The sequence below is a fragment of the Simplicispira metamorpha genome (genome assembly GCF_004341365.1).
GTDB lineage: Bacteria > Pseudomonadota > Gammaproteobacteria > Burkholderiales > Burkholderiaceae_C > Simplicispira > Simplicispira metamorpha.
In genome coordinates, this window is record NZ_SLXH01000022.1 from 63,021 (window position 1) to 76,820 (window position 13,800).

Annotated in this window: 8 protein-coding genes and 2 pseudogenes; 3 read left to right on the forward strand and 7 right to left on the reverse strand. The window is 56.9% G+C overall.

Features of this window, described 5'->3' with window-relative positions; translation table 11 throughout:
• Positions 1–311: 311 nt before the first annotated feature.
• Positions 312–551, reverse strand: coding sequence for a helix-turn-helix domain-containing protein (locus EV674_RS18030; protein ID WP_119014355.1), 240 nt, complete (start codon positions 549–551; stop codon positions 312–314).
• A 378-nt stretch (positions 552–929) separates the two neighbouring features.
• On the opposite strand from EV674_RS18030, the gene EV674_RS12220 reads away from it, so the two are divergent.
• Positions 930–1,121, forward strand: coding sequence for a hypothetical protein (locus EV674_RS12220; protein WP_132750446.1), 192 nt, complete (start codon positions 930–932; stop codon positions 1,119–1,121).
• Between the two features lie 127 nt (positions 1,122–1,248).
• Here the strand turns inward: EV674_RS12220 and EV674_RS12225 are convergent, their stop codons facing one another.
• On the reverse strand, positions 1,249–3,519 hold the full coding sequence (locus tag EV674_RS12225; RefSeq protein WP_119014357.1) for a hypothetical protein: 2,271 nt from the start codon (positions 3,517–3,519) through the stop codon (positions 1,249–1,251).
• 620 nt (positions 3,520–4,139) lie between these two features.
• On the opposite strand from EV674_RS12225, the gene EV674_RS12230 reads away from it, so the two are divergent.
• Positions 4,140–5,972, forward strand: a complete 1,833-nt coding sequence (locus EV674_RS12230; protein WP_119014358.1) for a PDDEXK family nuclease — start codon at positions 4,140–4,142, stop codon at positions 5,970–5,972.
• Positions 5,969–7,546 carry an argonaute/piwi family protein gene (locus EV674_RS12235; RefSeq protein ID WP_119014359.1) on the forward strand — a complete coding sequence of 526 codons (1,578 nt, stop codon included), beginning with the start codon at positions 5,969–5,971 and terminating at the stop codon, positions 7,544–7,546. The genes EV674_RS12230 and EV674_RS12235 overlap by 4 nt, the downstream gene beginning before the upstream one ends.
• A gap of 100 nt (positions 7,547–7,646) precedes the next feature.
• On the opposite strand, the pseudogene EV674_RS12240 reads toward EV674_RS12235, so the two are convergent.
• The 5 genes and pseudogenes from EV674_RS12240 to EV674_RS12260 all read right to left on the reverse strand — a co-directional run.
• Positions 7,647–8,157: pseudogene (locus EV674_RS12240) on the reverse strand (IS3 family transposase); the annotation flags it as partial.
• 206 nt (positions 8,158–8,363) lie between these two features.
• Entirely contained in the window at positions 8,364–9,689 is a 1,326-nt protein-coding gene (locus tag EV674_RS12245; RefSeq protein WP_119014361.1) for a type II toxin-antitoxin system HipA family toxin, read from the reverse strand.
• Complete coding sequence (locus EV674_RS12250) at positions 9,689–10,069, reverse strand: helix-turn-helix domain-containing protein (RefSeq protein ID WP_241525007.1); 381 nt, start codon at positions 10,067–10,069, stop codon at positions 9,689–9,691. The genes EV674_RS12245 and EV674_RS12250 overlap by 1 nt, the downstream gene beginning before the upstream one ends.
• A gap of 594 nt (positions 10,070–10,663) precedes the next feature.
• On the reverse strand, positions 10,664–11,932 hold the full coding sequence (locus EV674_RS12255; RefSeq protein ID WP_119014362.1) for a DNA primase family protein: 1,269 nt from the start codon (positions 11,930–11,932) through the stop codon (positions 10,664–10,666).
• A 1,401-nt stretch (positions 11,933–13,333) separates the two neighbouring features.
• Positions 13,334–13,621, reverse strand: a pseudogene (locus EV674_RS12260) (transposase); the annotation flags it as partial.
• Positions 13,622–13,800: the final 179 nt, after the last annotated feature.

Genomic DNA, 13,800 nt, shown 5'->3' on the forward strand with positions numbered 1-13,800 from the left:
GTCAGGCATGCGGTACCTCTTTCCATTCAGCTCACGAAGCTGACGGCAATACCAGACCCCGGGGCAATGATTGTCAGCGAAGGGGCGTCTAATCCTAGAGCGTGTTATGAACTTTGAAAAATTCTCTTGTGCGACAAGCACTCACAAGGAGCAGTGAAAACTAAATTTCGCAGAATATCCCAAAGAAATCAATGACTTACAAGGAAGTTTATAACACGCTCTAGGTAGCCATTCTCTCCCAAAAACCTTTTGGCCAAGCTAAGTTGGCCGCCGCCCACTTGCCCCCGGCTCTGCGATTGCTGCCAGCCAGACTAAGCCATAGGAGACTCGACGAGTCGCTCTCGGAGCTGAGACACCAGAATCTCAGGTGGGACATCCAATGCCCGTGCGAGCTTGAACAGCGTGTCGATGGTCGGGCATGCGGCACATCTTTCCATACGGCTCACAAAGCTGACGGCAATGCCAGACCGCAGGGCGAGGTCTGCCTGTGTCAAGTTCTTGAGTGAGCGTTGCTCTTTCAGCAGCCTTCCAAAGGCTTCTTCGAGGCGCATAGATGGGAAAGCAGGAATCCCATCATTCTTGCCGGATAGCCTCTATGCGAATGACACTATAGTGTTAGTATGGCCAAGTTAACAAGACTTTTTTGCACCATGCGTACGACTTGGCGCGCTGCGTTCTTCCCCGACGAACCGGCTATCCTTCCGCCTAAAGTGGGCCCAACAGCTCCCACTCTGGGTGCACCTGCCATCGGGGAACTCCGTTCACCTGAACCCAATAAGCCTGTGGCCTCACAGCTCAACGTTGACCCCACGGTCCTCAGTGTTAGTGGGCCTCACACCAAGGTTCGCCGTACACCTGAGTTCAAGAAGGCTGCGGTTGAGTTGGCGTACGCAAGAGGTAGCATCACGGCTGCCGGGCATGAGTTAGGCGTGCCTCTCACCACGTTGCAGAAATGGGTTGCTATCGAGCGTAAAACGCGGGCATCGCCGCCCTCGAAGTTCTCACTGGGCTCGGCAGAGCAGCTTGAAATCATGCGACTGCGAGCCGAGCTGGAGAAGGCCACTATAGAGCGGGATATGCTCGAGCGCGCGACGGCATTTTTTGCTCGGCTGTCCTCCTGAGTCGATTGCTGCGCTCAACGCCGAGGCGGACACACACTCGGAAAGGGCGGACAGTGGGCAGACCCCGAGCATTTGAAGAGACGGCCCGCCAATAGCGATAGGAGGGCGGTGTATCCGGGCCGCCTTTCTATACGGTCGTACTGACTGCTTCCTCGTAATGGGCCTGTGTAGAGGAGGGGGCTAGAGTTTCATCCGCAGAGCCATGTGCGATGGTGGCAAGCCATTCCTTAGCCCAAAAGGGCTTCTCAAAGTCCGGTTTCACGGTGGATGGCAGCATGGCTTCAAGGCTTTTTAGCTCCTGCGTCATGAACCAACGAGCATGGCGTTGGAGGGACGTGTCGAAGTACTTCGGGAAGTACCAGAACCCGGCCATGGTCAACGCCAAGACGAGGGCAATCTGCGGCGTGCCTTCTATGGCCACCAAGCCGTAGTAGTACAAGGCTCCATAGAGGACGAAAACTTCCCAGCGAGAGCGCTTGTAGGCACGGTGAGCACTGTCGAACGCTTGGCAGAACTTTCTCTCTGCAGCCTCTCGCCTTTGCCGACGGATAAGTTCAAGCTCCTGCTGCACGGCCTTGGCTCGGCTCTCCGCCTGAACCCGCTGCAAAGCTTCCTGAGCGAGCTCTTGAGCAAGCGCTTCCGTCTGCGCACCAGCCTTTGCTGACTCGTCCGCTGCGGACTGTTTGAAGCGTGCAAGTTCCGCGTCGTATTCAGCCTGCTTGGCCTCTGCAACCGCGCGCTCTTGCTCGCGAACATGCGCGGCCGCGAATTCCCCCGCCCCCAGTTTTACCTGTTCGATGATGTGGCCGAGCCGCTCCGGTGTTACGTCTTCCGGGTCGGCACGAGTTGCTCTCATGAGCGCTCTTTCGCCGTCGCGGTCTTCCAGCAATGCCGAGACCGTATCTGCCTGCTGCTTGCCATGTAGTTCCAGCACAAGGTCGTAAGCGCGATTCTTTACATCCTGTCGTGGTCGAATTGCTGCAGAACAATGGGCAAGCAACCGCGCGCGAGACATCGTTCCGTTGCCCGCACCGCTGTTGCGAAGCCAGAGATAGCCAGCAAGCTGCTTGTCGGACATTGCGATGGGAGCCCAACGCTCTGCGGTGTCTCGGCTGTGGTTCACGGCCTCATGCAGCCATGTTCGCCATGCCTTGTTGGCGATGCTGACGAGCACCGGGTTCCGAGTGACGAAGATAGATTGGCCCTCCCGAATCTTCGTCCGCAAAGTTGTGACGTCGCGAATGCGCAGCATCGACCAGACCGAACGCTGGTCATGGGTGCGTGCGTCTTCGTTCTGCCAAGCCGCCATTTGCGTGTCCATCGCGACTTGGATACTGCCGTATGTTTCGCGCGAGCGACGAATCAAATCCAGCTTGGGGTCTGCTTTCGACGCGATGCATCTCTGGGCCGCCCGAGCTCCGACCTGATTCAAAATGGCATTGAGCACATAAGTGGAGACTGAGCTTGATGGTTTCACAGGCTGGGTGCTACCGGACCGCGCTGCAGCGACCCGCGCGGCGACAACCGACTCTGCTTCAGCGATGGCGTCATCGAATACCATCGGATTTGCACCCTCAGCATGAATCATATGCAGCAGTTCATTACCGTAGTCCTCGTACTCGGGGTTGACCCCGAGGATGTCGAGAAGAAGAGGTGAGTCGAGGTACACAGAAAAGCCTGCCAACGACGCTGCTGCGCTCGGGGGCTCCCGGAAGCATGCCAGGGCCTCGGCGGCCATGTTGGCGAACGCAATGTCGGAAGCTCGGTTGAATAGGTCAGGTTTCTTCAGTTTCAGGTCGAGTAGAAACTGGGCAACATGAAAGTCCAAGCGCAGTTCGCGGTGCTCGGCGCCATCGGGTGCCGCAGTCTTGCGCGTGAGTGTCGTACTGGTTCGCTTTGTTCCGGATTTTGACTCTTTGCGTGACAGCAGTCGCATGGATTCAGTATTGAGCAGCCGGTCGAGAAAGCCCACGTGCAGGGCCTCATCATCCAGACTTTCAAGAATTTCATCGGTTCGGCATGTCGTCACGAAGTCCGCAAGGACCTCTTCGATTTCATCTTCGGTGACCGCAGGAACCTCCTCAGCCGACACTTCTCCGGCAGAGGGATATTTATAAACCTCTCGCGTGGCATGACCAAGTACGCTTTTAAGCAAACCGTCCCGCTCAAGCTGCTCAGCCAGCCCAAGCACTGCGAGACGCGGGATTCGAAGTCCATAACGGTCGTGAACTTCGTCAGAGAATTGCGCCGCATCAAACATCCTCCCCGCGAAGTCCCTGCAAACAGGGGCGAAGAACGGCATCAGCGCCTCCATCAAACCCGCATTGGGTCTTTGGAGTCTGTCTGCGAGCGCGCAGTAGGCTAACAGGGCGCTCTTTGGCTTTTGAATCGAGGTCATCGTCTCCCGCTTTCGCTATAAACCAGCCGAATTTCAGACTGACCATGGCCGACTACAAAATCTAACACACTGAGTCCAGGCGGATTCCCCCGTGCAGTTCGACTGATTGGATGCTCGTCAGGCGGGCCACTCACAGCTCTTGCAGTCCGCGTCCATCTTCTTGCGGACGTTCCATCAAAGTGCGGTTTTTCGTCCGGAAGGGGATACGAAAGGATACGTCTAGGCTGAAAACACAGCACCCACAAACCCATTCATGAAGTGAGGGAGCGGATGGCTTGTTGTGCTGGGTTACATGGGTTGTTCCTGATGGGGCAGACTCACATCCGTGGGGTTGGAGATGCCTCAGAACCAGAAGGCGTTCCAGACGGAGTCGATTTGAGAGCGTGAGAGCGGAGTTCCCCGGTGAGCCTGGCGTCCCTGAATGCTCGGGACATTTCTGGCTACCCGGGCGGCTGTCAGCAATGGTAACCAGTGCGGGCATACCAAGAGGCAGGCAACAGTCGAGCGCCGGAAAAGTTCATTGAATTCGCTATCGGCCTCGTCTCGATTTCGGGACACCAAAGACGAGGGCCTGCTAGCCGGGGAAAGGATGGTGCGTTGGTTCAACGTATGCTGTTGCCATGTCTGCTGACAAAATCATCTACTGCCTTGAACGTCTTTCGGACTACCGTGACTTCGAACGGCTCTGTTCGGCCCTGCTCGCAGGAACTGACTACCCAGGAATTGAGCCGCTCGGCGGCACCGGTGATGGTGGGCGCGATGCCATCATCAGAACGGATGAGAGCGGGCGTCGTATCGTCTTTGCGTATACGGTGCGTGCAGACTGGCGCAACAAGCTGAAGGGGGACTGCGCTCGGGTACGCGAGAAAAAGCACGACCCGGAAGTCTTCGTTTTTGTCTGCACGTCGGCACTAAACGCATCCGAAAAAGATGTGGCTCATGCCTTGGTGGAAACTGAGTTCGGCTGGAAGCTTGACCTCTACGACATCGAGCGCTTACGGGTCCAGTTGGTCGGTCCTCAACGGCATCTGGTTGCGCAGCATCCAGGCATCTTCACGCCGATGTTCTTCCCGCAGGCTGGGGGACAGTCGCTGTCGGAGAGTAAAGACACCATCCTCATCGACCACGTTGATGCCGACCATGCGCTGGCTACCTGGTTGTCGAGGCGCTTGACTATCGCGGGCTATCGAACCTGGTGCCGAGGCACGGCGCCGCTCGCCGGCGAGAATCCTGATGACAGCGTCCGCAAGCTCATGGAGGTACGGGCGGTTCTGTTCCTACCGCTCCTATCGCTGGCCAGCCTAGATGACCAACTGTTCCTTGAAAGATGCGCTATGGCATCAAGCAAGGACAACTTCGTGCTCCCCTGTAGTTGCGTCGAAGGCACGGACCCAAGACTTCCATCCCGGCTCAAGCCGCTGTCGCCTGCTCGCTTCTCGGGGTCCTGGAAAGCCGGCTTGGAAGAAGTGCTGGGCCGCCTTTCTTCCATTGGTACTGTGCCGAAGCTTGAGGCCGAACAAGGGCGGCAAATCGCGCTCCGGGACTACTTGCCGACACGCGTCACCGTTGCACGTCCCGAACCGGTCATCGCCAATGTCTTCCCGCTGCACTTACCAGCGACGATGCTGCTGTACGACTTGACCCGCTCGCTCTCTGCAGACGAGGTTGGTACACTTCGCCAGCGCTGGGCCTTCATTGAGCTGAATGCGTACCGATTGGTCGCCTTCACGCCACCGCCCGACGGGTCGATTCCCCTGGCGAAGACCCTTCGTACCCCCGAGTTCCTATGGGCGGACATTCCCCTGCGTGACGGCAAGAAGACAGAGAACCTAGCCAAGGAACTGGCTCGGCGTAGTTTGGAAGTCGTTGCACTACAGAAGGGTCTCCAGTACTGCACAGACCGTGAGGTCTTCTACTTCCCGGAGCGTGACGGCCGGGATTGGAACCAGGCTTTCGCTCACATTGACGGACGCCAGACACACGTGCAATTGACGGGTATGCGGACGAAGGGTTGGGGCGACAGGGCCTCGAAGTTCCGATACCAGCTTTCGCCTCGGTTTCAACCTCAGCGAGACGTTGATGGGACCTGGAATGTCGTTCTGACCATCTATGTTCGATGCACTGACGAAGAAGGCAAAGTCTACGAAGGCAAGGAGATTGGACGCCGACGCAAGGTCGTAACAAAGACTTGGTGGAACAAGGACTGGATAGCCCGCTTGCTTGGGGTCGTGCAAGCGCTTCAAACCGAGCCAGGCCGGATTGAGGTCGGGGACGGCAATCGAGCATTGGTGATGGAGACCAAGCCACTTTCGTGGGAATGCCCAGTTGGCCTGGACGTCCAAGCGCTGGCGGGCATGGCCGACTTTGGAGAGGAACTCGCGGGGTTCCGAACCCGTGAAGATGGCGACGACGAGGCCGTGGTGCCTACCGTTGAGGAGGCACCCGCGCAATGACCAGCAGCTTTCACTTCTTGGGCGAGCCGCTACTCGAGTTCGGTCATGGCCAGACAGCGGAGGACCCGCACGACGGGCTGTCCCTGTTCGGTCCGGCTGAGCCTCGTGCCCAGCTACCGGACAACATCGTTATTGGTACAGAGCGCGGAATCGAGGCTTGGAAGTTGTGGTGCGCAGCGTTGAATGCTCCGGCGGCATGCGTTGACCCAAGTCGCCATCGCGCTTGGCCTCCGTTTCCTGGATTCGACGTGGCATTCGGAGCGAAGTGGCCTTCGCCCGTTCGGAGCTATGCTGTCGCAGCGGACAGGCTCTCCGAGGCGTCGCGCAAAGCAGACAAGCATGACCGGGCATTTGCCGTAGCGCAGCTCTACCTGAACCAGGTCGAGCGGCTCGGGCGGCTTGACGCAAAGCCGGCCTTGGCCATCTGCATAGTTCCCGACGAGGTTTACGAGAACTGCCGTCCGAACTCCTTGGTCTCTCGTGATGAACGCAGCGATGCGGGTTGGACCAAGAACGAGGCTGCGTTCATGAAGCAGGCGATGACGAACCGCGCCGTCGGGCAGCGCTCCCTTCTTGATGACGAGGACCCGCAAGTCGCAGCGATGCTGGATGGTCTGGACAGCTTTGCTGAAGCGCGAAGCTACTCCCCGGACTTCCGCCGGCAGCTCAAGGGGCGGATGATGAGGCACGACCTGCCGGTTCAAATCGTCAAGGAATCTACTCTGCACATCACGCCCCAGGTGCGCAATGGAGAGAAAGGGACAAATCCGCTCTCTGACAGGCTCTGGAACTTCGGTACCGCCATCTTCTACAAGTGTGGTGCCAAGCCATGGAAGACGCCCTGGGCTCGCGAGGGCGTCTGCTACGTTGGGCTGGCCTACAAGTTGGCTGAGGACAAGCGAAACGCTTGTTGTGCAGCGCAGATGTTCCTGGACAGCGGCGACGGGGTCGTGTTCGTGGGTGAGTTTGGGCCTTGGTACTCGTCGAAAGCCGGCGAGTTTCACCTCCCTCCGGAGAAGGCTGAAGCGCTGCTGCGGGGAACCATTGAAACCTACCGCCAGGAAGATGGCCGGCCGCTGAGGGAAATCTTCCTGCACACCCAGTCAGGCATCAATTTTCAGGAGTACGAAGGCTTCAAGCGTGCTGCTCCCGAGGGGGTTAAGCTCGTGGCTGTTCGTGTTCGCCAGGACAGGGCCGGTCAGCGGCTGTATCGCTACGATGAGCACCCAGACGTAGCAAAACGCGGTCAACATCCGGTGCAGCGCGGAGTCTTCTGGCAGCGGACGCCAAGGCATGGCCTGCTGTACACGAACGGGTTCAAGCCTCGGATTGCTACTTATGACGGCTTCGAAGTCCCGGTGCCGCTCTCCATCACGATTCAGTACGGCGACGGTGACGTCCTCCAGGTGGCGAAGGACATCCTCGGCTTGACTAAGCTGAACTACAACTCCTGCCAGCTCGGGGAGGGGCGCCCCATCACAGTTAAGTACTCAGACCGTGTCGGTGAAATCCTGCTGGCGAACCCAGGGCTGCCGACAGAGGTCTGGAAGCACAACTTTAAGTACTACGCGTAAGCCTACTCAAGGGAGAAACAAGAAATCCGGAGCGGTTGCCAAAAATAACGAGCGGGTACATTATTCGACGGTCTTACAAGGGAGAAACAAGAAATCCGGAGCGGTTGCCAAAGGCCAGGCTGGTGTATTGGACTGCCCTGGTCCGAGTGGTGAATCACCGAGCCGGGCTTGCGAGTGTGTAGCGCCATGTTCAGCGCTGCCACCACCAAGTCGGCCATCATGTGTTCCCCAAAGGCCCAGCCCACTACCTTACGACTGTAGACATCGAGCACCACAGCCAGGTAAATGAAGCCCGCCCAGGTCGGGATGTAGGTCATGTCGGCCACCCACAACTCGTTGATGTCACTGGCCACAAACTGGCGATTGACCAAGTCTGGAGCAGGACGTTGGCGTTTGTTGCGCTCGGTGGTCACGACATAACCGCGGCGGCGGCTGACGCCGCGCATGCCGCCGTCTCGCATCAGTCGGGCAATGCGCTTGCGGCTGGCCACCACCCCCGTCTCGGTGAGCTCAGCGCGCACACGGGGCATGCCGTAGGTTGCATCGCTGGCCACAAACACCTCCCGAATTTGCTCGCTCAATGCCTCATTGGCCAAAGCTCGGGCGCAAGGTGTGGTGCCCATCAAGGCAGTCCATCTGGCCATTGGTATCACCATGACGGGTGAGAAGGTGTAGGAGCAATCAAAACGCGAGAATTTGCATCCTTTCGAATCAACGGATTACGTCAGTCCACGAAAAATAAGCTGAGGCAGGCACAGCCATAAACCGAGAATTTGCCACGCCGGCGATGCCTGACCAGACGGTCCGATTGGCCAATTTATTGTTCGAGAAAGGATGCCACCGTATCCCAGTTGTCGTTCTCAAAAGCAGGCGCGACCTTGTCGATTTCATCATCACTCATCCCCACGGCCGGGGACCGGGCGATTTGCCTCCAGTTGTTCAGGGCAGCCATCATCCGGGTCAGGATTACACGGGCGTCGTCATCGAACACGCCAAAGTATGCCGCTGCCTCCAGCGCCTCCTGGATATCTCCGGTTTCACCGGTAGCTTCGGTCACGGCGGTTTTCAGGATGGGTTCCTTGTCGGGGAACGGGTTCACGTCAAACAGCGGGGCGAGCCGCCACTGCCCCCCGCCGCTGTGCAGGAAGCCGTGGTTGTGCATGTGGTCATCCACGTTGGTGATGAGCATGTTGAAGCAGATGCGCGCCCAAAGCTCCTGCTTGTCTTCGAGGGGTCTCGGGGAGAACCGGTCAATGGCCTCCGCAATCTGTGTGTATGCGCCATCTTCCCTGGAATCCAGCTGCAGCAGCGAGGCCGCAGATAGGTAAGGGATGCGGCCACCAGCCCGAGGTCGGTCAAACCGCACGATAAGCGCGACAGCCTGAGTGCCAGCCATAACGACTTCGGCCTCGGATGCATTCAGGCCCGCCTCTTTCGCAAGCAACAGAGCCAGCACCTCACCGCGCGCCATGTCACGCGTATCACTCACGCTCGGAAACTTGGCGATGGTCAGGGTGCCGTCGGGCTTCAGGACCGTTGCTTTGGGTCGCATACCGCCGAGCGAGGTGCCACGCCCTTTCAGATACGCGAGGTCCGTCGCCGTTTCCTTGCCGGATTCGACCGCTTTCGACGCCTGAATCAAGGTCTGCAGTGGAACCTCTTGACTTCCTTCAGGGAAGTTGTCGTCACAGGGCACATCAAGGAAGGGGCTGTCGGCATTGTCCCTGAAGCGCAGTGCGCCAATGCGGCTGGAATCCAGCACCCCCAGCAAATAGTCCAAGTCTGACAGCTGTGCAGAACCGGCGTCTCGGCCGGCGTCTTTTTCAGCCTTGCGCCGTTTGGCATGGGCGCGGTTAATGACACGGCGTCCCCAGCCATCAGGCTCAGTATCGGCAATGGCACCCGCAAAGGTAGAAGTCTCCTTGCTTCCCGTTCGGTATTGAAAGTCGGTGCTCAGGGGAAGGTCCGGAGACAGTGCGAAGCACTCTGGATTACTGAGCCAAGCGTGGGAGTACCGGAATGCCGAGACCTCTTTTTGCCCCTGTCTGGAAAATTGCAGTTCGCCCACTTCCAGTCCCGTGTCGCCCAGATAGACGAGCAGCGTCCGCGTTGTGCTGGCTTTTGCTTTTTTCGTCGTTGCCATTACAGGGCTCCACTGTCCGGGTTGGTTTTGCGTACCCGGATGCGTTTGGCCACCGCCTTGTTCATGAGCGCTAGGCCGAGCGCATCATTGGTGGTGTTCAAGGCCTTGTTGAGTTCGGGGAGGAGGTTCAGGATGTTCAGAACCCGAGCCATAGCGCCCCACGACACTCCGGGGTCGCCCTGTTCCAGCCGGTAGAGAGTCTTTTTTGAGATGCCTGCCCGCTCCGCCATGGATGACGTAGAAAGCCCCCGGCGGCGTCGGGCCAGCGCAAGGTCCTCTCCGGCAGCAACCAGCGCACGCTCGACCGGTAAGGGTATCGGACTTTCGGTGATACGGCTGGGAGGTTTTGGTGTCGCCGTTGTTTTTATTTTATCGGTCATATCTGAATCCTTAAAATTTTAAGGGGTCATATCTGACCATTATAAGAAATACCTCAGACGGACGCCAGTGCGTTGTTAAAAACGGTCATGTATAGGTCAATAATTTTATTAAGAGGTCACAAATGACCCTTTATTTTAGAGTCAGGCGCGAGGAGGGGCTGGAGGCTACCTGTTGAAAAACACCCACCCAACCGTAAGCGCGACATCATGTTCCTGTCGAAGGTGGCCGACCCCAAGCGCAGCCACGCGCTTTCAGGGAACGGCGAGGACCGGTGACATGTCCCGTCAGCGGATTCTTGAGCGCGCGGGCTGGACCTTCTGGCGATGCTTCGCGTCGACGTGGTGTCTGCGGAAGGAGAAATCTTCGAGGAGCTGGTTGAGCGAATCATGAGCATGGGCATCGAGCCTCTAGTTCGCGAACATCGTCTGACTTAGAGCTCTGCATGTCTGGCTGTGCGCTTACTTTCCATCCACGTTCCAACAACCTGACGCGTCGTGACCGCCAGAATGGGTGAAGTTTTTGATGTACAAGTTGGACTCCTGTACCCACCTAACTTTGTAGATGGGTATCAGGTGCCTGATTCAGTACGGCGGTCAGCGAGTAAACAGTGCAATGTTGCAGACTCGTGGACGCTGCCCACTTCGGGTTGTCAACCGACTCTCCATAAAGCCTGGGATATCTGCAGTAACGCGCTGCCAGAACTTGGGCATGGAAAGAGATGACAAGCCGCTGGCCTTGCACCAGCCTGAGTAGGTTTTGTAGACATCGACCTTCAAAGTGTCTATCGTGGACTTCAGGACTTTTTCAGTGTCTTGCCACCAGCTGATGACGCTGTTCGACTCAGCTTTTGCAGAGCTGATTGCGTCACTCATCGCTTTGGGAAGTACCGGGTCAAAGCGACCCCGTGCCTGCAACCGTAGCGCTCCTTCAATGGCCCAATTGAGCACCCCACTGAGTTCATGCTCAACGATGTAATCTGCCAGCTTAGGGTCGCGCTCAGCAGGAGGGATGGTGACGCTGAAAGGTACGATTTCAAGTCTGCGCCAAAAGCCTCCTGAATGGTCAGTTGTCTCTGGGATGTGGTTCCCCAAAATCAACCACTTAGCCTTTATTTTTGCGGAGACAGGGTCACGATATTTTCGCTTGATGGTTACAGTTTCGGCCGCTGTCACCATCTTGAACGTGCGACTGCTGATGCGATTCTGGGGAGCCTCGTCACAATATACGAGAGAGGCATCCAGTGCTTCTGTCAAACTAAAACCGTCCAATTCATCCAAGTTGACGGCTGCCACGCGGCGATGCAAAGCCTGAACAATGTTAGCCATCACGCCCTTGCCGTTTGCCCCAGTCCCCAACCAAAAATGAGCAATCTGGTGCGGAGCATCAGGGAGCAACGTGTAGCCGATGTACTCCTGAACCCGTTGACGCACCTCGGTGTCAGGAAGAATACGCTCCACAAATTCCATGAACTTGGTTGGGGCGACTGCCAAAGGGTCGTAGTTGCAGTTGATGCAGTAGCGCAGGTTCAGCGCTTTGTCATGCGATTCCAAAGACACACCTGATGCCGACAAATGCACGTAGCCATTACGGACAGGAATGACAGTTTTTTCGGTGGGCTTGCCCAATGGTTCAAGATACAGCAGTGCCGCCTCGTATGCTTGTTTCGCATTGCGACTGGTGGCCATGACCTCACCCTCGTTTTCATAGATGTAAGTAAACGCTTGTCTCATGCTGTCATCCTTGGATATCAATTGCCAGCAGCAACCGTCCCACTCGGCTAGCTGATGGGTTGAGATACGGAAGTTGCCAGTGTTGGCAAGACTTGTTGCATAGCTCATCGGGATAAAAGTTTTCTCGCTCATACAGATACTCCTTACAAATTTACGGCTGGAAAAAGGGAAACGAGGCCTACGGTTGGCTGCTCGAAGAGAACTACTTCTGCCTTCTTCAAGTCAGTAGTGGTGTCCTTACCGAGGCTTCGGTGGGCTATCTGAAGCCCTTGGCTGTGGGTGCAATTTTTCATTCGGCACTCCTTGTGGAACAGATGTGCTCATGATTCCCGCTCCTGTCATTCATGCCTATCCGTGTCACGACAAATCGGGATACTGGTCACGACAAATCGGGAGGTTTCGGGGGAGCGCATGCAAGCGTGAACGCACCTCCACAGCTGATGACTAGCAGGTCAAGGAGCCCGAATGTGCGGTCAAGGAAAGACGCCGGGTCAACGAGGCATTGAAGCTGCCCAGCGCGTTTTTTACAAAAGCTTCGCTTGCGATTGGGAGCAGCTCCAGCGCCTCCTGCAGTTGCACCTTCAGCGCTTCCCCGGCATGAATGCCGAGGTGTCACGCGCAACCGGATGAAAGTTTTTCCCCTGGTCAGTCTGGTCAGAGCGGTCAGCTTCAGGTCAACAGCAACTCACTGAGAACTTGCCAAGAGAGGTGGGTGTATGCCAAGCCTGTAGCTTCTTTGAAGGTATGCGTACTTGCGCGATGTGATGAGGCGCCTGCCCAGGAGCAAGCCGACATCGCTAGCCTGCTGCCCCACAGCTGGCAGCCTGTAGAGCACTCAGCGCATGCCCTGAGCCTCTTCTTGGTCAATAGGGGGATGGATGTACGCCTTTGAAGTGCGTACACAAACTTTGAAGCACGCGGAGCAGTCTGACCAGATTGACCAGCATTTTTTGGGAAAAACTATTTTGCTCAGCTGGGGGCCACGCAGAAACCTCTCGGCCGCCTCATGGAAGAGGCTGGGATGTGTGCAGTCAAAGTTGCTTCCTGCGAACTGCCCGCACATGACTTGGTCCGAAGGCTGCATCACTGCAGAAGATTTTTGATTTTTCTCTGGTCAGTCTGGTCAGGGCGGTGACCTCCAAGTGTTAAGGCTGGTGCCGTCGGTTGGCTTGAGTTGTTCAGCGGAAGATGTTTTGCATGTCTTGCCAGGGCAACCAGACTTGATGTGATGCGGTAACCCTCGGCACTGAAAAATGCCTTTCTTCCAGAAATCCTTGTGTTTGCGGTCTTCATCAATCTGACCGTGCCCACAGGCTGACAGCTTCAGAAAGTTTTTCTTGCTCTCTGGTCAGTCTGGTCAGCCTCAGGAGGATAGAAGCTGAAAGGATGATTGGTAACTTAGAAACTGCCAATAGAGATGGCTGGAGACCGAGGCTGTAGCTTCTTTGAGGTGTGTGCACAAACGTTGAAACACACGGAGCAGGCTGACCAGATTGACCAGCATTTTTTGGGAAAAAACTCTTTGCTCAGTTAAGGCACTTGTACGTTCAGGCCCAGTTGTCCCCTGCACAGGGTGATGTCGCCAGGCACGGGCCACTGCAGACCGGATAAGCTCAGCAGTGACTGCACCAGACCAGTCGCCTGGCGCAGTGCCAGGCGACTGGTTCTTGATGGTCAGACAAAACTGGATGGCGGCATCAGGGAACGTGGGGCTGCGTCCGCGCTTGCTGCTGGTAGCGGCAAACCAGCGAACCACACCGTGAGTGACCCACGTGCTTTGAGCGCAGCGTTGTAGTGTTGCCAGTTGGTGGTGCGGTAACGGCGTTAGGCCTTCTCGGTGCTCGAACTCATGCCGCTAGCCTACCTGCTGGACGGCAGCTCTTTGTGCAACAGGGCCCTGGTAAGCTATTAATTAGAAACAAAACGACTTGAAATATTTCTGATTACCCGGATGTTGTCTTGATGAAACTGACCGACATGAGAAAGCTCAGTCCTGCGGC